Origin of the sequence: Pseudomonas sp. PD9R (genome assembly GCF_019200975.1) — a bacterium.
Classification (GTDB): domain Bacteria; phylum Pseudomonadota; class Gammaproteobacteria; order Pseudomonadales; family Pseudomonadaceae; genus Aquipseudomonas.
The window spans coordinates 133,422-152,295 of sequence record NZ_JAHTMR010000012.1; the positions used below are offsets into that span (position 1 = coordinate 133,422).

At 59.0% G+C, this 18,874-nt stretch carries 17 protein-coding genes; 3 read left to right on the top strand and 14 right to left on the bottom strand.

Annotation, left to right across the window (positions count from 1 at the left end):
• Positions 1-17 precede the first annotated feature (17 nt).
• The 5 genes from KUF73_RS21990 to kdpF all read right to left on the bottom strand — a co-directional run bounded on the left by KUF73_RS21990 (position 18) and on the right by kdpF (position 7,348).
• Complete coding sequence (locus tag KUF73_RS21990) at positions 18-2,669, bottom strand: sensor histidine kinase KdpD (RefSeq protein ID WP_218440123.1); 2,652 nt, start codon at positions 2,667-2,669, stop codon at positions 18-20.
• Positions 2,670-2,781: 112 nt separating this feature from the next.
• Positions 2,782-3,327 carry a potassium-transporting ATPase subunit KdpC gene (kdpC, locus tag KUF73_RS21995; RefSeq protein ID WP_218440124.1) on the bottom strand — a complete coding sequence of 182 codons (546 nt, stop codon included), beginning with the start codon at positions 3,325-3,327 and terminating at the stop codon, positions 2,782-2,784.
• Positions 3,328-3,472: 145 nt separating this feature from the next.
• On the bottom strand, positions 3,473-5,530 hold the full coding sequence (kdpB, locus tag KUF73_RS22000; protein WP_218440125.1) for a potassium-transporting ATPase subunit KdpB: 2,058 nt from the start codon (positions 5,528-5,530) through the stop codon (positions 3,473-3,475).
• Positions 5,531-5,540: 10 nt separating this feature from the next.
• Complete coding sequence (gene kdpA / locus KUF73_RS22005) at positions 5,541-7,250, bottom strand: potassium-transporting ATPase subunit KdpA (RefSeq protein ID WP_218440126.1); 1,710 nt, start codon at positions 7,248-7,250, stop codon at positions 5,541-5,543.
• An 8-nt stretch (positions 7,251-7,258) separates the two neighbouring features.
• The gene (kdpF, locus tag KUF73_RS22010; protein ID WP_007899818.1) at positions 7,259-7,348 is read right to left on the bottom strand and encodes a K(+)-transporting ATPase subunit F; all 90 of its coding nucleotides are present in this window, start codon (positions 7,346-7,348) and stop codon (positions 7,259-7,261) included.
• Between the two features lie 415 nt (positions 7,349-7,763).
• Between kdpF and eat the strand changes: the two genes are divergently transcribed.
• Entirely contained in the window at positions 7,764-9,128 is a 1,365-nt protein-coding gene (gene eat, locus KUF73_RS22015) for an ethanolamine permease (RefSeq protein WP_218440127.1), read from the top strand.
• A 217-nt stretch (positions 9,129-9,345) separates the two neighbouring features.
• Positions 9,346-9,513, top strand: coding sequence for a DUF2897 family protein (locus KUF73_RS22020; protein ID WP_218440128.1), 168 nt, complete (start codon positions 9,346-9,348; stop codon positions 9,511-9,513).
• 95 nt (positions 9,514-9,608) lie between these two features.
• Here KUF73_RS22020 and KUF73_RS22025 read toward each other — a convergent pair whose 3' ends face one another.
• Together KUF73_RS22025 and KUF73_RS22030 are read right to left on the bottom strand one after the other, a co-directional pair.
• Entirely contained in the window at positions 9,609-10,460 is an 852-nt protein-coding gene (locus tag KUF73_RS22025) for a DUF1989 domain-containing protein (protein ID WP_218440129.1), read from the bottom strand.
• Between the two features lie 15 nt (positions 10,461-10,475).
• Entirely contained in the window at positions 10,476-11,129 is a 654-nt protein-coding gene (locus tag KUF73_RS22030; protein ID WP_218440130.1) for a GntR family transcriptional regulator, read from the bottom strand.
• Between the two features lie 176 nt (positions 11,130-11,305).
• On the opposite strand from KUF73_RS22030, the gene KUF73_RS22035 reads away from it, so the two are divergent.
• Positions 11,306-11,863: a TetR/AcrR family transcriptional regulator gene (locus KUF73_RS22035; protein WP_218440131.1), complete on the top strand. Its 558-nt coding sequence runs from the start codon at positions 11,306-11,308 to the stop codon at positions 11,861-11,863.
• Here KUF73_RS22035 and fabF read toward each other — a convergent pair.
• The 7 genes from fabF to rfbB form a co-directional block, all read right to left on the bottom strand.
• Positions 11,860-13,134 (bottom strand): beta-ketoacyl-ACP synthase II, encoded by a 1,275-nt coding sequence (gene fabF / locus KUF73_RS22040; RefSeq protein WP_218440132.1) that lies wholly within the window; start codon positions 13,132-13,134, stop codon positions 11,860-11,862. The two genes, KUF73_RS22035 and fabF, sit on opposite strands and share 4 nt — an antisense overlap.
• A gap of 32 nt (positions 13,135-13,166) precedes the next feature.
• On the bottom strand, positions 13,167-13,961 hold the full coding sequence (locus KUF73_RS22045) for an SDR family oxidoreductase (RefSeq protein WP_218440133.1): 795 nt from the start codon (positions 13,959-13,961) through the stop codon (positions 13,167-13,169).
• Between the two features lie 194 nt (positions 13,962-14,155).
• Entirely contained in the window at positions 14,156-14,491 is a 336-nt protein-coding gene (locus KUF73_RS22050) for a helix-hairpin-helix domain-containing protein (protein ID WP_218440134.1), read from the bottom strand.
• Between the two features lie 213 nt (positions 14,492-14,704).
• On the bottom strand, positions 14,705-15,733 hold the full coding sequence (locus KUF73_RS22055) for a glycosyltransferase family 4 protein (protein ID WP_218440135.1): 1,029 nt from the start codon (positions 15,731-15,733) through the stop codon (positions 14,705-14,707).
• Between the two features lie 154 nt (positions 15,734-15,887).
• Positions 15,888-16,778 (bottom strand): glucose-1-phosphate thymidylyltransferase RfbA, encoded by an 891-nt coding sequence (gene rfbA, locus KUF73_RS22060; protein ID WP_218440136.1) that lies wholly within the window; start codon positions 16,776-16,778, stop codon positions 15,888-15,890.
• Positions 16,775-17,668, bottom strand: a complete 894-nt coding sequence (gene rfbD / locus KUF73_RS22065; RefSeq protein WP_218440137.1) for a dTDP-4-dehydrorhamnose reductase — start codon at positions 17,666-17,668, stop codon at positions 16,775-16,777. Before rfbD ends, rfbA begins: the two co-directional genes overlap by 4 nt.
• Entirely contained in the window at positions 17,665-18,741 is a 1,077-nt protein-coding gene (gene rfbB / locus KUF73_RS22070; protein ID WP_218440215.1) for a dTDP-glucose 4,6-dehydratase, read from the bottom strand. The genes rfbD and rfbB overlap by 4 nt, the downstream gene beginning before the upstream one ends.
• Between the last annotated feature and the right edge of the window lie 133 nt (positions 18,742-18,874).

The window sequence follows — 18,874 nt, forward strand, 5'->3', positions numbered from 1 at the left end:
GAGTAACGCAAGCACGATCAGGCTTCACTTTCGTATCCCGGCTGTTCCTGCAATGGCAAGTGCAGCGTGATGCAAGTGCCGCGCCCCTCGATACCGTCGGCAACGCTGATCCGCCCACCGTGCGCGCCGACCATCCCCTGACAGATCGCCAGCCCCAGCCCGGTGCCCTGCCCGCCGCGATCGCCTCGCGCGGCGGTGTAGAACATGTCGAAAATCTTCGCCCGCTCGGCCTCTGGAATACCCGGCCCTTCGTCGCTTACCGAGAAAAACAGCTCTTCGTCGTCGGCCCCGGCGCGCAGTTCCAGCCGCCCATGTGACGGCGAGAACCGCGCGGCGTTTTCGAGCACGTTAATCAGCGCCTGTTCGATCAGCGCCGCGTGGACGTACAGCAGCGGCAACTCCGCCGGCACCTCGACACTCACCTGCAACGGCGCCAGCACGGCACGCAGCCGATTGAGCGAACTGCCGACGATGTCGGCCGGCGACACCCAGTCCCGCGCCAGTTTCAACGCACCGTGACCGAGGCGGGTCATGTCCAGCAGGTTTTGAATATAGCGGTCGAGCCGTTCGGCTTCATCGCGGGTGCCTTCGAGCAGTTCGCGGCGATCCTCCAGCGGGATCGCCTCGCCGAGGGCCAACAGGCTATCAATGCTGCCGCGCATGGAAGTCAGTGGCGTGCGCAAGTCGTGGGACACCGAGGCCAGCAATGCACTGCGCAGTTGTTCGGTTTCGCCGTGCAACCGTGCGGCTTCCAGATCATCGGCCAGTTGTGCACGAGCGAGTGCCTGGGCCAGCGGCTGACTCAACGCGGTCAACAAGCGCCGACGCTGGCCGCTGAGCGTCTGGCCTTCTTTGGCGCACACCCCGAGCAGCGCCAACGGTCCTTCTTCCACTGACAATGGCCACCACCACCAGCGCCCGAAGGGCAACGTACCGGTGCCGGCGCCTGCTGGCTGATCGTGTTGCCAGGCCCAATCGGCGGCGGCGCGTTCGGCTTCGGTAAACTCCAGCGGGCCACCGGTTTCAATTTTCCAGCCGCTTTGACCGTCGCGATTGAGCAAGCAAATTTGCAGGTCACTCCAGCCATCGAGGTGCTGGGCCGCCGCGCTGACCACCGCCTGACGGTCAGTCGCGGCGGTGAGTTTGCGCGACAGGTCGAGCAGTTCGGTGGTTTCTTCCTGGGTATCGCGCAGGGCCTGCAATTGCCGACGTTGACGCGCCGCAAGGTTGCCGGTGAGGGCCGCCATCAACAGGAAAAACAGCAAGGTCAGCACGTCTTCTTCGCGCTGGATGCTGAAGGAAAAATTCGGCGGGATGAACAGAAAGTCATAGGTCAGAAACGACAGCGCGGCACAGGCCAGTGCCGGGCCGAGGCTGCTGCGCACCGCCACCAGCAACACGGCGGCGAGGAACACCAGCGAGATGTTAGGCAGCGGCAAGACACTGGCCACTGCCCAGGCCAGGCCGCTGGCAAGTACGGTGGCGACCAGCGCCAGTGCATAGTCGAACCAGACCAGCGATTGCGCCGAGCGTTGGCGTGGCTGATGCTTTTCCTCGTCACTGTCGAGGACGTTGATTTCCAAGCCGCGTGCGTCGCGCAGCAAGCGTGACGCCAACCCGCCACCGAACAGGCGTCGGCGCAAACGCTGCCGGGACTGCCCCACCAACACCAGACTGGCGCGACGTTCGGCGGCATGCTGGATCAGGGTTTTCGCCACCTCGCCAGCGCGCAGCAACACCACTTCGCCCCCCAGGCGTTCGGCCAATTGCTGAGCACTTTGCAGACGCAAGCGCGACTGTTCGTCACGCACGCTGCCGTTGTCGACATGCACCAGACTCCATGGCAAATGCCGCCGCTGGGCGACACGGCTGGCGTGCCGTACCAGGCGCTCGGCCTGGGCATCGCCATCGACGCCAACCAACAACCGACCGCGCACCGCCGGGGCCGCCTGACCGAGCTGACGATAACCCTGGGCCAGATCGTTATCGACTTGCGCGGCGGCGGTTTGCATCGCCAGTTCGCGCAGGGCGGTGAGGTTGGTTTGGGTGAAGAACGCGTCGATGGCGGCGCGTGCCTGCTCCGGCACATACACCTTGCCGTCGCGCAAGCGCTCAAGCAGTTCACGGGGCGGCAAGTCGATCAGCAGCAGTTCGTAGGCTTCTTGCAGCACCCAATCCGGCAGGGTTTCGCGGACCTGCACGCCAGTAATCCCGCGCACTTGGTCATTGAGACTTTCCAGGTGCTGGACGTTGACCGTGGTGAACACGTCGATGCCGGCGGACAGCAGTTCCTGAATGTCTTGCCAGCGCTTGGCGTGGCGACTGCCGGGGGCATTGCTATGGGCCAGTTCGTCCACCAGCACCAGTTTCGGCTTGGCCGCCAGCAAGCCGTCGAGGTCCATTTCTTCGAGCATTACGCCACGGTATTCCGAGCGCACCAATGGCTGTTGCGGCAAGCCACCGAGCAAGGCTTCGGTTTCGGCGCGGCCATGGGTTTCGACTACCCCGGCTATCACCTTTACGCCTTGGCGCAATTGGGTGTGAGCGGCCTGGAGCATGGCGTAGGTCTTGCCGACGCCGGGCGCGGCGCCGAGAAAAACCTTGAGCCGGCCACGGCCATCGCGGGGCAGGTCTGCTAACAGCGCGTCGGCGCGGCCGGAGTCACTCATTTGTCTTTGCCTTGATCGACTTTAAATGGGGTGAAGCATTAAAAGATCGCAGCCTGCGGCAGCTCCTACCGGGGATCCAGTGTAGGCACTGCGTAGCCTGCGATCTTTTGATTTACAGTTTTTCCAGCGCCAGATTCAACTCAAGCACATCCACCACCGGCGGCCCCACCAGCGGCTGTTCAATGTGCGCATCCATCAGGTTCTGAAGCGTTGCGACCGGTAGATTGCGCGCCGTCGCAACACGCGCCAGTTGATAGGCAATTGCGGCCGGTGGCAAGTGTGGATCGAGGCCGCTGCCGGAGGTGGTCACCAGCGCCAACGGCACTGGTCCCTGACCGGGCACCAGCAGTTTGTTGGCGTCGTCGATCACCCGCGTGGCCAGCGCCGGGTTGCTCGGCGACAGGTTGCTCGCACCGCTCGACACAGTGGCGAATGCACCGGCCGATGGACGCGGATGGAACCAGGCGTCACCGACGAAATCCTGGGCAATAAGCGACGAGCCGCGGACTTTCCCGGTGGCGTCGTGAACAAGGCTGCCATTGGCCTGATCCGGGAACGCGACCTGGGCGACACCGGTGACGACCAGGGGGTAAGCGACGCCGGTGATCAGGGTCATCAGGACCAACAGGCTCAAGGCCGGACGTATCATTGTGGACATTTCAAAATCCTCGAATTCAGTGAAAAAACCCTGTAGGAGCGAGGTTGCTCGCGATGGTCTTGAAAGCACCGCGCTTTGTCAGAAAGGGCGCGTTATCGTTAACCATCATCGCGAGCAAGCTCGCGCCTACAGCGGGGGTGTTCGCTTACACCAAGTGCAACGCCGTCAACAGCATGTCGATGGCCTTGATACCCACGAACGGCACCAGAATCCCGCCCAGCCCGTAGATCAGCAGATTGCGTCGCAGCAACGCCGCCGCGCTCGCGGCCTGCACGCGCACACCGCGCAGCGCCAGTGGAATCAGTACCACGATGATCAGGGCGTTGAACACGATCGCCGACAGAATCGCGCTCTGCGGGCTGCTCAGGTGCATGACGTTCAGCACGCCCAGTTGCGGATAGATCGAGGCAAACAGCGCCGGCAGGATCGCGAAGTATTTGGCCACGTCGTTGGCGATGGAAAAGGTCGTCAGCGCGCCACGGGTGACCAGCAATTCCTTGCCGATCTGCACCACGTCCAGCAACTTGGTCGGGTCGCTGTCGAGATCGACCATGTTGGCGGCTTCGCGAGCAGCCTGGGTGCCATCGTTCATCGCCATGCCGACATCGGCCTGGGCCAATGCCGGAGCATCGTTGGCGCCGTCGCCGCACATGGCGACCAGGCGACCGTCGTTCTGCTCGTGGCGAATGCGCGCCAGTTTTTTCTCCGGCGTGGCTTCGGCCAGCACGTCGTCCACACCGGCTTCTGCTGCAATCGCCGCAGCGGTCAGCGGGTTGTCGCCGGTCACCATGACCGTGCGAATCCCCAGTTTGCGCAGCTCGGCGAAACGCTCGCGGATGCCGGGCTTGACCACGTCCTTGAGATGGATCGCACCTAGCAGTTTGCCGTCAGCGCAGACCAGCAACGGCGTGCCGCCGCTCTGAGCGATCTTGTCGATTTCCCGCGACAGGGCCGGGGCCAGATCGGCGCGTTTCAGGCCGACGAAAGCCAGCAGCGAATCCACCGCACCTTTGCGATACACGCGCCCTTGATAGTCGACACCGGACAGACGGGTTTCAGCGCTGAATGGCACCGCCGTGAGTGTCTCCTTGGAAGGCTCAGGCTGCGGATGGATGCCACGCAGGTATTCAACGATGGACTTGCCTTCGGCAGTGTCGTCAGCCAGGGAGGCGAACAGCGCGCCTTCGGCCAGTTCCTTGCTGCTAACACCCGGCGCGGCATAGACCGCAGTGCAACGACGGTTACCGAAGGTGATGGTGCCGGTCTTGTCCAGCAACAGCACGTGCACGTCACCCGCCGCTTCCACGGCGCGACCGGACTTGGCGATTACGTTCAGACGTACCAGGCGGTCCATCCCGGCGATACCGATGGCTGACAGCAAACCGCCAATGGTGGTCGGAATCAACGTGACCAATAACGCCACCAGGAACACCAGCGGCAGGCTGCCGTTGGCGAAGTGCGCGAAGGGTTGCAGCGTCACGACCACCAGCAGGAAGATCAGGGTCAGGCCGATCAGCAGAATGTCCAGCGCTACTTCGTTGGGGGTTTTCTGGCGTTTGGCGCCTTCGACCAGGGCGATCATGCGGTCGAGTGTCGACTCACCGGGGTTGACCGTGACCTTCACCAGCAGCCAGTCGGAGACCAGGCGGGTATTGCCTGTGACGGCCGAACGGTCGCCGCCGGACTCGCGGATCACCGGTGCGGATTCGCCAGTAATCGCCGCTTCGTTGACCGCTGCGATGCCTTCGATCACTTCGCCGTCACCAGGGATCATTTCCCCCGCTTCGACACGCACCACATCGCCCTTGCGCAGGCTGGTGGCCGGCACCACTTGAAAGGCGCCGTTGCTGGTTTTGCGTCGTGCGCTCAGGCCTTCGCTGCCGGCCTTGAGGCTGTCGGCGCGAGCCTTGCCGCGCCCCTCGGCCAGTGCCTCGGCGAAGTTGGCGAACAGCACGGTGAACCACAGCCACAGGGCGATTTGCGCCGCGACGAAGGTCGGCACCGCCGTGTCGGGAATGAAGCAAAGCACGGTGGTCAGGATCGCGGTCAGTTCGACCACCAGCATTACCGGAGCACGCTGCAATTGGCGTGGGTCGAGCTTGACGAAGGCTTGCACCAGCGCCGGGCGCCACAAGGCCGAGATCGCGGTTTTCGGTTGCTCCGGCGCTTTGACGGCGACGTTTTTGCTTACAGGCATATTCATGATGGATTCCTTAGAAGCCCATGCTCAGGTGTTCAGCAATCGGACCCAGTGCCAATGTCGGCAGGAAGGTCAAACCACCTACCAACAAAATGGTTACGGTCAGCAAAGTCACGAACAGCGGACCATGGGTCGGGAAACTGTTCTGGCCAATCGGTGCGGTTTTCTTCATCGCCAGGCTTCCGGCCAGGGCCAATACCGGGAGGATGTAGCCGAAGCGACCGATCAACATGCCCAGGCCCAGCATCAGGTTGTGGAAAGGCGTGTTGGCGCCAAAGCCACCGAACGCAGAACCGTTGTTGGCACTGGCCGAGGTGTAGGCGTAGAGCAACTGGCTGAAGCCGTGCGGGCCGGGGTTACTCACGGCAGCCACCGGGCCCGGCAAGCTTGCGGCGATTGCGCCGAGCACCAGTACGCCGATTGGCATCACCATCAAGGTCACCACCAGCAATTGCACTTCTTTGGCTTGCAGTTTCTTGCCGAGATATTCCGGGGTGCGGCCGATCATCAGGCCGGCGAGGAACACCGCGATCAACACGTTGAGTAACATGCCGTAAAGCCCGGCACCGACGCCGCCGAAGATCACTTCGCCGACCATCATGTTGACCAGCGCCACCATGCCAGTCAGCGGATTGAGGCTGTCGTGCATGCCGTTGACCGAACCGTTGGACGCCGCCGTGGTGGTCACCGACCACAGCACCGTGGCCGTGGTGCCAAAGCGTGCTTCCTTGCCTTCCAGCGGGGCGGTCTGTTCGACGGCGACGTTGTTCAGGGTCGGGTTCGGCTGGTACTCAGCCCACAGCGAAGTCGCGCCGCCGATCAGGAATAGCGCGAACATGCAGGCCACAATCGCGCGGCTCTGACGCAGGTCTTTCACGTAATGGCCGAAGGTGAACACCAGCGCCACCGGGATCAGGATGATCGAGGCCAGCTCGAACAGGTTGGTCCACGCCGTCGGGTTCTCGAACGGATGCGCCGAGTTGACGCCGAAGAAGCCACCGCCGTTGGTGCCCAGTTGCTTGATCGCAATCTGGCTGGCTGCCGGGCCGAGCGGGATTACCTGGTCGACGCCTTGCATCGTCACCGCATTGACATACTGCGCGAAGGTTTGCGGTACGCCCTGCCAGACCAGGTACAGCGCCAGCAGCAAGCACAGCGGCAGCAGGCCATAGAGGGTGGCGCGGGTCATGTCGACCCAGAAGTTGCCGAGGCCAGGGGTCGACTTGCGACCAATACCACGACGCCCTATACCTCGACAGAGTGCAACCAGTACAGCAAGGCCAGTGGCGGCGCTGACGAAGTTCTGCACAGTGAGGCCGACCATCTGGCTCAGGTAGCTCAGCGAGGCTTCGCCGCTGTAGGCCTGCCAGTTGGTATTGGTCACGAAACTGATGGCGGTGTTGAGTGCCAGCGTCCATTCCTGGCCCGGCAGGTTCTGCGGGTTGAGCGGCAAGTGGTCCTGGAACAACAGGATCGCGAACAACAGCAAGAAGCCCGCGAGGTTGAAGGCAAGCAGAGCCAGCGCGTACTTCTGCCAGCTCTGTTCGGCCTGGGGATCAACCCCGGCCAACCGATAGCATCCACGTTCGACCGGGCCGAGGATCGGTGTCAGCCAGGTGCGCTGTCCTTCCATTACCTTGTAGTAGAAGCGCCCGAGAAACGGCGCCGGGACCAATACCAACGCGAAAAACGCGAGGATCAGCCAATAGTCATAACTGTGCATAGCCGCTCCTAGTTCCGGTCCGCGCGCAACAGCGCAACCAACAGATAAATGAACAGCCCCACTGCCAACAGCAGTGACACCCCGTCCAGAACGCTCATGGAAGTTCTCCGTGTAACGGCGTATTGCCGCGTGTGGAGTCATTGTCGACAGGGAGGCTGTAAAGGAACGAGACCGACGGTGCGCACGGGGCATAAAGAAAGCGTAAAGAGTGGGTTTATGCGGGCGTTACAGCGGGATTTTGTGGCGTGTGGGTGGGCCTCATCGAGAGCAGGCTCGCACTCACTGGGGATAAGGATTATTTGAGGGAATGCGTTCTCATGTGGGAGCGAGCCTGCTCGCGATGACGGCATATCAGACAACGCTGCACTCAACTGGCGCGCCAGATGGTCGACATCCAGCAGCGAACATCCCCGAAACGACAGCTTTTCACGCTTTACGACGCGCATTCGCACACTGGCACGCCCGCTGCAAACGCCCTCCCCCGAGCTTTCCAATCGTTCAGGGAGCAAGCGCATGAATACACAACTCAAACCCACGCTGGGCACGTTGCACTTGTGGGGTATTGCGGTCGGTCTGGTGATTTCCGGGGAGTATTTCGGCTGGAGTTATGGCTGGGGTGTGGCCGGGACATTGGGCTTTCTGGTGACCTCATTCATGGTCGCGACCATGTACACCTGCTTCATCTTCAGTTTCACCGAATTGACCACCGCGATTCCGCATGCCGGAGGTCCCTTTGCCTACAGCCGTCGCGCCTTTGGCGAGAAAGGCGGATTGATCGCCGGGCTGGCGACGCTGATCGAGTTCGTGTTCGCCCCGCCGGCCATTGCCCTGGCTATCGGTGCCTACCTCAATGTGCAATTTCCCGCCCTCGACCCGAAACACGCCGCAGTCGGCGCCTACATCGTGTTCATGGGCCTGAATATCCTCGGGGTGAAGCTCGCGGCGACGTTCGAACTGGTGGTCTGCATATTGGCGGTCGCTGAGTTGCTGGTGTTCATGGGCGTGGTTGCCCCGGCGTTCAGCTTCAGTAACTTCGCCCTTAATGGTTGGGCCGGCTCCGACGTATTCGGCGCGCCGGCGATTGCCGGGATGTTTGCGGCGATCCCGTTCGCGATCTGGTTTTTCCTCGCCATCGAAGGTGCGGCCATGGCCGCCGAAGAAGCCAAGGACCCGAAACGGACGATTCCCAAGGCCTACATCAGCGGCATCCTGACCTTGGTGCTGCTGGCGATGGGCGTGATGTTCTTCGCCGGTGGCGTAGGTGATTGGCGCACCCTGTCGAACATCAATGACCCGCTGCCGCAGGCGATGAAAACCGTGGTCGGCGAAAGCTCGGGCTGGCTGCACATGCTGGTGTGGATTGGCTTGTTCGGCCTGGTGGCGAGTTTCCACGGAATCATCCTCGGCTACTCGCGGCAGTTTTTCGCTTTGGCCCGCGCCGGTTACCTGCCGGCGTCCCTGGCCAAGTTGTCGCGCTTCCAAACACCGCATCGGGCGATCATTGCCGGTGGCGTGATCGGTATTGCGGCGATCTACAGCGACGGCTTGATCAACCTCGGCGGTATGACGCTCACGGCAGCGATGATCACCATGGCGGTATTCGGTGCCATCGTGATGTACATCATGAGCATGCTCAGCCTGTTCAAACTGCGTAAAACCGAACCGAATCTGGAGCGTACCTTCCGCGCCCCGTGCTACCCGCTGGTGCCGTTCATTGCATTGGTGCTCGCGGTGGTCTGCCTGGTGGCGATGGCGTGGTTCAACACGCTGATCGGCCTCATCTTCCTGGCCTTCATGGCGGTGGGTTTCGTGTACTTCATGCTGACCGGGCAATTGCGCGCGAATGCACCAGCGGACGCAATGTTGACCGGTCTGTAACCCATGGAAGGAGCTGTAGAGTGCAACGAGGCTGCGATCTTTTGATCTTGTTTTATAAGATCAAAAGATCGCAGCCTGCGGCAGCGCCTACAAGGTTGTGCGGCGCATGGGGTGTATCAGGCATAGAATGGAACCACGGCGAAAGTTAATCGCTCAAAGTGGTATGCACGCACGGTTGGCGAACCTCGCCAACCAGCCTGCCTTCAAGGAGAGTCCTATGCCCTGGTATGCCTGGTTGATTCTGGTGATAGCCATCGGCTCTATCGTTGGCGGTTTGATGATGCTTCGCGACACCGCCACTAAGGTCGAGCTGACCGATGAACAACGCAAACGCGTCGACGAACGCAATGCGGAAATGGACGCCAAGGAAGCGCAGGACCGCTAGATGACTAAAGTTCAAAAGATCGCAGCCATCGGCAGCTCCGACAGGGTGAACACAAATCCCGTGTAGGAGTTGCCGAAGGCTGCGATCTTTTGGCTTTATTTTTCCCAATCGGCCTTGGGAATGTGCAAGCCGTGCAGCCCCTTATATGCCGCGCGTTCCGGCTGGCTCCAACCCTGCAGCAGCGTATCCTCCAACCGATAAATCTCCACTCCCAGCGGACGACATACGCTCAGTGGGTCTTGCGCATCTGGCCCCCACATGGCTAGCGACAGATCACCGCCTGGGCAAGTCGAGAGTGCGCACAGCAGATCAATCTCGGCGAAAAATTCCAGGTAATCGCCCTTCTGTGCCGGACAGGCTTTCATGAAGTACATGTCGTCGTGGTTGAGGCCCGTGCACTGGAAAATGTTCAGCACGTCATGCACGTCGAACTCAGTGAGGCCGTGAGGGAGAACAGCGCGGGTCAGATTGGAATGACAGTGATGATGAAAGTCCTCGCCCGTGAGCATTTTGTTCACATAGGGATCGCAGCGCGTGCCAAGCAAATCGTGCAGGCGACCGCCATGTTCGTCGATCCCGTAACCGGCCAGGCTGTCATCGGTGATGGTCACCAGCGGTCGTAAAAAAGGCAGGTTCGACCAGAGCCGGTCATGGGTGCTGACGTGTGCACCCTGCAACTGCCGGGTGCGAGAAGCCCACAGGCGCTCGCGCGGATCATTGGCATTCCAGACGTTGAAATCCCCCACCTGCGGCCCAACCGGCGTCGTCACCCGAAACACATGCCCGGCCGGGACCTTCCAGGCGCGGCCCGTGCGGATCGGAACTTCGAACGATTCAATCAGCGTGCGCCCGTCCTTCGTATCGCGCACCCGCTCGTAGAAGGCTTTGTCCACCTGCAAGGCCGAGCCTTTGCTGACTTGATAGGCCGCCGGATAGTCTTTGTACATGGCACGAATCCTCGATCAGTGACGGGAAGAAGGGGTAAGCATCTGCAACAGCAGGTGTTCGGAATCGTCGAGATACAGGCTCATCGCGTCCTCGGCCGCGCGCTTGTCGCCCTCGACCAGCAACTCATGGATCTGCCGGTCGCGAACCAGCCAGGGCGTTTGAAAGCTTGATTCATCGGGAGCGCTGCAAAACACCAGGCGCAGTTGAGCGACGACGTTAGTGAAAAACTCATCGAACAACGGACTGCGAAGCAGCCCGACGATGTGTTGATGAAATTGCAGGCTGTGGGTGCCGACGGCGCGCCAGTCCTCGCGCTCACGGGCCAGTTCGGTGGCCTCCAGGGCTTCAAACATGCGGTCGGACTGATAGTCGCGCAGCGGTCGGCTTGCGCTGATGGCCTGCAGCTCCAGCGTGCGCCGGACCTTGAACAGATCCCGCACATCCTCGGCGTCCAACCTGCGCACCATCACACCTTTATGACGCACATAGCGGGTCAACCCTTCCTGGCCCAGGCGATGTAACGCTTCACGGATGGTATTGCGCGAGGCGTTGTAGGCGGACACCAGATCGTTTTCCACCAGCGCCATGCCCGGCAGTAATCGACCGCCGATAATGTCGGCGCGCAATTCCAATGTGATGTGGTCGGCCAGTGACAGTCCGCTGCTCATACTCATCGCCTCCTGATTGTTCAACAATCTTCAGCTGTCTAGTAATCACTATTCGTGCCATCACAGGGTGTGCGTTTCTACCAAGTTCGACGCATCTGCATGCTTTTTAGAAGTAGAAGTACAGTCACCATCCCATTTCCATTGGTTAATATGGTGTATTGATGTGGAGATATCAGATGCGTTACTCGCAGGACCATAAAGCCCAGACCCACCAACGCATCATCAAGGAAGCTTCAGTGCGCTTTCGCCGTGACGGCATCGGCGCGACCGGCCTGCAGCCTTTGATGAAGGCACTGGGCTTGACGCACGGAGGCTTTTATTCTCACTTCAAGTCCAAGGATGAATTGGTGGAAAAGGCGCTGCAGGCGGCGGGCGGCGAGGTCGATGTCCTGTGCGCCAAACTGTTTGCCGAGGAATGTCCGCTGGAGGCATTCATTGATACTTACTTGTCTGAATGGCACCAGACTTCGCCCCACGAAGGCTGCCCACTGCCGAGTATGTCATCTGAACTCGGCATGCGCGGCCAACCGAGTCCAACCACCGATGTGATTCTCAATGCCCGGCTGCACCAGATTCAGGGCACGCTTGAAGGCGAGCACACCACAGAGCGCAGCATTGTCATCATGTCCACGCTTGTCGGCGCGTTGCTGCTTTCGCGCAGTGTCGAGAATGCCGAGCTGGCCCAGCAGATTCTCGACATCACCCGCCAGTCGTTAAAACAATCCCGTGCTTAGCCAACCCAGCGCTTGAACAACACGCTGGCGTTGACCCCGCCAAACCCGAAGCCGTTGGACAACGCATACTCGATGGCCATCGGTCGAGCCTGACCATGGACAATGTCCACCCCTTCAGCCGTCGGGTCCGGAGTCTCGAAGTTGAGGGTTGCCGGGACGATTTGATCGCGGATCGCCAGCAACGTGAAAATCGCTTCGATCCCGCCCGCCGCACCGAGCAAATGCCCGGTCGCCGACTTGGTCGATGTCACCGCGATTTTATTATCCGCACCAAACAGCGCCTTGATCGCCGCCAGCTCTCCCAGATCACCAACCGGCGTTGAGGTCGCGTGCGCATTCAGGTGCTGAACCTGATCCGGCGTGATCCCGGCCTGTGCCAACGCCTGCACCATCGCCCGGCGCGCACCACTGCCATCCTCGGGGCCGGCGGTCAGGTGATAGGCGTCGGCACTGGTTCCGTAACCCACCAGCTCGGCCAGCGGTTGAGCGCCGCGCGCCAAGGCATGCTCCAGGGATTCGATCACCAGCAGACCCGCGCCCTCGCCCATGACAAAGCCATCTCGGCCACTGTCGAACGGCCGCGAGGCGCGTTCCGGAGTGTCGTTGTAGCCACTGGACAAGGCGCGTGCCGCTGCAAACCCGGCGAGGCTGACTCGATCAATCGCCGCTTCCGCACCGCCACACACGGCGATGTCTGCCTCCCCGGAACGAATCAACCGCGCCGCATCACCAATCGCCTGAACTCCGGCCGCACAGGCTGTTACTGGCGCACCCAATGGCCCTTTGAAACCGTGCTGGATTGACACATGCCCCGCCGCCAGGTTGACCAGAAACGACGGGATAGTGAACGGCGACAAACGCCGCGGACCACGGCTGTCAGTTGTGCGTACCGCCTCGGCAATCGCGCCGAAACCACCGACACCGGAACCGATAATGGTGGCCGTGCGCTCCTGGGCTTCGGCGGTTTGCGCCTGCCAACCGGCCTGCTCGATCGCCTGACGCGCCGCTTCCATGGCGAACAGAATAAAACGGTCCATCTTTTTCTGCTCTTTGGCCGGCGTCGCCCGATCCGGATCGAAACCGGCTTCGGCATCATCCGCCAGTGTCGGCACCGTTCCACCAACTTTGGCTGGCAGATCGGCGACGACCTCATCCGGCAATTTGCGCAACCCGGAGCGCCCTGCCAACAGACGCGCCCAGACAGCTTCAACCCCGCTACCCAGCGGAGACACCAGGCCCATGCCCGTTACAACCACGCGACGATTACTCATACCGCAAATTCCTCATGCCGATGTCTGGCGTTTTATTTGTAACGCGCGGCGGCACTGCTTTTGGAAAGGTTAGGTGCCATCACATGACGCGCTGCAACGAAAGCTTCCCAGTCGGCAGCATTCGGTAACGATGGAATGGTGATCAATTCACCTTGATCCAGACCTGACAACGCCGCGTCAACCATCTCACCCGCTTCCATGACCATGTCGGCCGGAATTTGCGAAGCATCGATTCCGGAGCGCTCCCAGATTTCAGTCCGTGTTACGCCCGGCAAAACAGCCTGGACCTTGACCCCGGTGCCGTCGAGTTCGGCATTCAGTGACTGTGTCAGGCTCAACACGTAAGCCTTGCTGGCGCTGTAGGTCGCGTTGAAACGCTCGGGAAACAACGCCACGACCGAAGCGATGTTGATAATCGTGCCTCGCCCCGCCTTGGCAAAACTGGCGGCGGCTGCCGATGCCAAGCGCGTGACCGTGGTGACGTTCAACTGGATCATTCGTTCAAGCTGATCGATATCAGCATTGGCCAATAGACCATCCGCTGCCACACCGGCGTTGTTCAGCAAAAGACTGATACTCGAATCGCTGCGCAGACGCTGTTCAAGTTTCAGCACGTCATCCTTTTGCGTCAAATCTGCCTTGAGCACTTCCACCTGCACACCATACTCGGCGCGGAGCTTGCTCGCCGCCTCATCCAGCCGCTGCTGATCGCGCGCGACCAGCAACAAATCAAAACCACGCGCCGCCAGACGCTGCGCGTAAACCGCGCCGATACCGGAGGAAGCACCGGTGACGAGGGCCGTACCTTGGGACTGGGTGGAAGTCATGACTGTGCTCCTGGGAATGCAAAAGTGAGCGCAAAATCAGCGCCTTGACGAAAACCGATTTATTATAGACATAATCTAAGCAAGATATGATAGTTGTAATTTTTCGAATGCCGACGGAAGGCAAAAACTTGCAGCGATCGCCAGAATGCAAAAAGGCCGGTCAATGACCGGCCCCTTGGCGTTGAATGATTAGCTTAGTTCACTTCCAGCTTCTCGCGGTTGCGATCCAGAATCGCCTTGCCGATGCCCTTCACTTCCAGCAACTCATCGACCGATGTGAATGGCCCGTTGGTTTCACGATAAGCAACAATCGCCTTGGCTTTGGCTTCACCGACTCCAGCCAGCTCGCGCTGCAGAGTGGGCGCATCGGCCGCGTTGAGATCAATTTTTCCAGTTTGTGCATCGGGAGAAATCTCCATCACCACAGGAACATTGCTGGTCTCCGACTTCATAGCCGGAGCCGCAATGGCAGCGAAAGAGGCGCTGGTGAGCAGAGCAAAAACCAAAGAGTGGAAATAGCCAGTACGCATTTATGACGCTCCATGACATCGATTGAGGAAGCAGCTTTTCCCAAGCTGCCTCCCAAACTTAGGCGATGTCTGGAGCCTGTCAAAAATGTGTCCGTTACAGGATGTGAAACAATCAGGGCTCAAGGCGGAGTTGCGGGTGGATCCAGTCAAACAGAATCACCTGTCCCACCCGCTTGATGAACTTAAGCAGCTAGCCCCACGTCGAGTAAGTGCTCAGCCCCCTATTGCAGGCGCTTCCAGATCGCCGGCTCGGAACTTTATCGCCAATGCGATCAATGGCGCATAAGCCAAAGCGACGCCCAACAAACCATCCAGGCCAAAATGCGTCACGCAAAGGGCTATCGGCAACAACCAAAAGAGATTGATCACACCGACCGCGAGCGTGATCGGCAAGTGTTTTCCAAAACGACGTGAAGCAAACTGGTAGGCATGGCTACGATGGGCTTCATAGACTTTGTCGCCTCTCAACAGGCGGCGGAACAACGTGTAGGTCGCATCGACGATGAATACCCCGAGCAAGATGAGCCAAGCCCAGAGCATCGGTGCACTTGCCCAGGCAGCTTGAAGTGAAAGCCCACCCAATACGATGCCAAGAAACCCGCTGCCAGCATCGCCCATGAATATCTTCGCGGGTGGGAAATTCCAATAAAGGAAACCTGCCACGCAAGCTGCAAGCAACAATGGCCCCCAAATCAAACCGTCCAAACCGGCCAACCAGTAAAGCAGGCTGGCACCCAGGCATGCACATATCGCTTCTACGCTGGCAATGCCATCGATTCCGTCCATGAAGTTGTAAAGATTCAGCAGCCACACCAAATAGAAAACGCCGACCAGATACCCAAACCAGGAGAGTTCCAGATTGACGCCGAACACAACAATTGGGGGCAAACCACCTAACCAGTACAAAACCCAGGCGGCGCCCGAGAAATGTCCAAGCAATCGCCAGCGCGCAGCGATATGCCCGTGATCATCCATAAAGCCGATAAGAGCAACCAGCGCCCCCGCACCCGCGATTCCAAAAAAATGTGCTGATGAAAGCCGGTCAACTAACCAAAGCATTGCAAGTGCCAACAAGAAAGCTACCACGATCGCTACACCGCCGCCTCGCGGGGTGGCAATTGAGTGTGAGCTCCGCTCATTCGGAACATCCATCAGGCTGCGTGACAGTGCATAGCGACGAAGCAATGCAGTAAAAAATAGAGAAACGCCGGCGATAACCGGTATAAACCACCAGTAACTCATGCTTTGTGATGTTCCAAAAAGTATTGTGCTGGCGTGCCGCAAAGGCACTTTTCCAGCATGACAAAAAGACTTCAGTTTACTGGTCTGGATTTTTGCTGAGATCTCCCTGAAGAGACCGCAGCCGCAGATCAATTGAGAAGCGGCCTATCAAATTTCAACTCTGAGGCGAATCCAGAAGTTTGTGCAGGTAACTTCCATACCCAGTCTTTCCAAGACGAACAGCCTGGGCTGACAGTTGTGCAGCGGTTATCCATCCGCTGTTATAAGCAATCTCTTCAAGGCACGCCACTTTCAAACCTTGACGCTTCTCGATGGTGTGTACGAAATGGCTCGCTTCAAGGAGCGAGTCATGCGTACCGGTATCCAGCCAAGCAAAGCCACGCCCAAGAATTTCTACGTTCAGGGCATTTTGTTCAAGATAAACACGGTTGACGTCGGTGATTTCAAGTTCCCCGCGCTCTGACGGTTTGATGCTCTTTGCGATCTCCACGACTTGATTATCGTAAAAATACAGGCCGGTCACCACGTAGTTGGATTTCGGTTTCTGCGGTTTCTCTTCAATACTCAGCGCCCGCCCGGCCGCGTCGAACTCCACCACACCAAAACGCTCCGGATCAGACACGTGATAGCCGAATACCGTAGCCCCATGCTCTTGATCATTGGCGGAACGCAGGTTTTCGGAAAAACTCTGGCCGTAGAAAATGTTGTCGCCCAGGATCAGGCAGCAAGGATCATTACCAATGAACTCTTCACCAATGATGAACGCTTGGGCCAGCCCGTCCGGACTAGGTTGCTCTGCGTAGGTCAGCTTAATGCCATAGACGCTGCCGTCACCCAGCAGCTTGCGAAAGTTCGGCAAATCTTGCGGAGTTGAAATGATCAGAATTTCACGCATGCCCGCCAGCATTAATACGGACAGCGGATAAAAGATCATCGGCTTGTCGTAGATCGGCAGCATCTGCTTGGACACGCCAAGGGTCAACGGGTGCAGACGAGTACCAGAACCGCCGGCGAGGATGATGCCTTTACGATTTGTCGTGGTCATTTATTCAGTACTTCCCTGAGCATTCGGGTTATGCCACTTTGCCAATCCGGCAAGTATAGAGAAAAATTGTCACAGAGCTTCTGTGTGTTCAAACGCGAGTTCAATGGACGGCGCGCAGGTGTTGGATAAGCCGTTGTTTCAATCGGATTAACCGCCGTTACCGCAAGCAGCTCGCCATGGCTTTGGGCGAAGTTAATGACGTACTGAGCATAGCCATGCCAAGACACCTCGCCACTGGCAGCCAAGTGATAAATACCTGCCAATTCGGGATGCGGCATCGCTTTCTGGATCGCCAACGCAGTCACGTCAGCGATCAGGTCAGCACCAGTCGGTGCACCGATCTGATCGGCGATCACGCTCAGTGTCTCGCGATCCTTGGCCAGCCTCAGCATGGTTTTGGCGAAATTATTGCCGCGAGCACCATAGACCCAACTCGTTCGAAAGATCAGATGCTTGCAGCCTGACGCAATAATCGCCTGCTCACCGGCCAACTTAGTGGCGCCGTAGTGGTTCACAGGGGCGACCGCATCTGTCTCTTTCCAGGGCGTTGCGCCCTGGCCACTGAAGACGTAATCGGTCGAATAGTGAATCAACCAAGCGCCCGAGGATGCTGCTTCCTCAGCGATGAGCAGAGTTGCCTGAGCGTTCACACGATCGGCCAGATCGGTCTCTGACTCTGCCTTATCGACAGCCGTGTAGGCCGCAGCGTTAACGATGACGTCGGGCTGAACCTGGCGAATTGTCGTACGTAATACGTCCAGATCGGACAGATCACCACACAGGCCATCGACCGCATGACGGTCCAGGGCGATTAACTCACCAAGCGGTGCAAGAGAGCGCTGCAGCTCCCAGCCGACCTGGCCGTTTTTTCCCAACAGAAGTATTTTCATGCCTTGTTCGAGCGATCTGCGTAGTTCTGCTCAATCCACTTTTGATAGCTGCCACTTTTCACATGGGCAACCCATTCAGTGTTATCGAGGTACCACTCAACCGTCTTGCGGATGCCGGTTTCGAAGGTTTCTTGCGGCGCCCAGCCCAGCTCGCGCTGGATTTTGCCCGCATCAATAGCATAGCGCTGGTCATGGCCCGGCCGATCCTGAACATAAGCAATCAAACGGGCATGTGGGCGATGAACAGAGTCGGGGCGTAGTTCATCAAGTAACGCGCACAGCGTATGCACGACTTCGATATTTTGTTTCTCGTTATGGCCACCGATGTTGTACGTTTCTCCGACCACACCCTCCGTCACGACCTGGTACAAAGCGCGGGCGTGATCCTCGACATAGAGCCAGTCACGAACCTGATTCCCCTTTCCATACACCGGCAGCGGCTTGCCTTCCAGTGCGTTGAGAATGATCAACGGGATCAACTTTTCAGGGAAGTGGCATGGGCCGTAGTTGTTCGAGCAGTTGGTAACGAGTGTCGGCAGACCGTAGGTACGAGCCCAGGCTCGAACCAGATGATCGGAGCTGGCCTTGCTGGCCGAGTACGGCGAGCTTGGCTGATAGGGCGTGGTTTCTGTGAAGAGGTCTTCCGGGCTTTCGAGGTCACCATAAACCTCGTCAGTCGAAATATGGTGGAAGCGGAATTTGGCTTTACGCGCGTCATCCAGCGCCGCCCAATAATGGCGTGCTGCTTCCAACAAGGTGTAGGTGCCAATGATGTTGGTCTGGATGAACTCGGACGGCCCCGAAATCGAGCGATCAACGTGGGACTCTGCGGCCAGATGCATGATCGCATCGGGTTGGTGTTCACGCAGGATACGATCGATCTGCTCACGGTCGCAGATATCGACACGCTCGAACGCATAGCGCGAGTTATGGCTGACTTCTGCCAATGACTCAAGGTTGCCGGCGTACGTAAGCTTGTCGACGTTAACGACAGAGTCGGTAGTGCCGGTGATGATATGACGAATGACTGCCGAACCGATAAATCCCGCGCCGCCGGTTACTAGAATTTTCACGCGAGCCATACCCTTGAGTTACTGACAGGGCCGCGTTTCGGGCGCTGTCTAATCCATGAATGCAAAAGGCTGGCAAAGCCAGTCCGAATCGATGTGGAAACTGTCACTATCGAACAACGGCTGCATTTTACAG

Coding starts and splice junctions, on each gene's coding strand:
- eat (WP_218440127.1), top strand. CDS start 7,764: ATGAATACACAACTCAAACCCACGCTGGGCACGTTGCACTTGTGGGGT.
- kdpC (WP_218440124.1), bottom strand. CDS start 3,327: ATGTCCACAATGATACGTCCGGCCTTGAGCCTGTTGGTCCTGATGACC.
- KUF73_RS22030 (WP_218440130.1), bottom strand. CDS start 11,129: ATGAGCAGCGGACTGTCACTGGCCGACCACATCACATTGGAATTGCGC.
- KUF73_RS22045 (WP_218440133.1), bottom strand. CDS start 13,961: ATGACTTCCACCCAGTCCCAAGGTACGGCCCTCGTCACCGGTGCTTCC.
- kdpF (WP_007899818.1), bottom strand. CDS start 7,348: ATGAGCGTTCTGGACGGGGTGTCACTGCTGTTGGCAGTGGGGCTGTTC.
- KUF73_RS22025 (WP_218440129.1), bottom strand. CDS start 10,460: ATGTACAAAGACTATCCGGCGGCCTATCAAGTCAGCAAAGGCTCGGCC.
- KUF73_RS22050 (WP_218440134.1), bottom strand. CDS start 14,491: ATGCGTACTGGCTATTTCCACTCTTTGGTTTTTGCTCTGCTCACCAGC.
- fabF (WP_218440132.1), bottom strand. CDS start 13,134: ATGAGTAATCGTCGCGTGGTTGTAACGGGCATGGGCCTGGTGTCTCCG.
- KUF73_RS22020 (WP_218440128.1), top strand. CDS start 9,346: ATGCCCTGGTATGCCTGGTTGATTCTGGTGATAGCCATCGGCTCTATC.
- KUF73_RS22055 (WP_218440135.1), bottom strand. CDS start 15,733: ATGAGTTACTGGTGGTTTATACCGGTTATCGCCGGCGTTTCTCTATTT.
- KUF73_RS21990 (WP_218440123.1), bottom strand. CDS start 2,669: ATGAGTGACTCCGGCCGCGCCGACGCGCTGTTAGCAGACCTGCCCCGC.
- KUF73_RS22035 (WP_218440131.1), top strand. CDS start 11,306: ATGCGTTACTCGCAGGACCATAAAGCCCAGACCCACCAACGCATCATC.
- kdpA (WP_218440126.1), bottom strand. CDS start 7,250: ATGCACAGTTATGACTATTGGCTGATCCTCGCGTTTTTCGCGTTGGTA.
- rfbD (WP_218440137.1), bottom strand. CDS start 17,668: ATGAAAATACTTCTGTTGGGAAAAAACGGCCAGGTCGGCTGGGAGCTG.
- kdpB (WP_218440125.1), bottom strand. CDS start 5,530: ATGAATATGCCTGTAAGCAAAAACGTCGCCGTCAAAGCGCCGGAGCAA.
- rfbA (WP_218440136.1), bottom strand. CDS start 16,778: ATGACCACGACAAATCGTAAAGGCATCATCCTCGCCGGCGGTTCTGGT.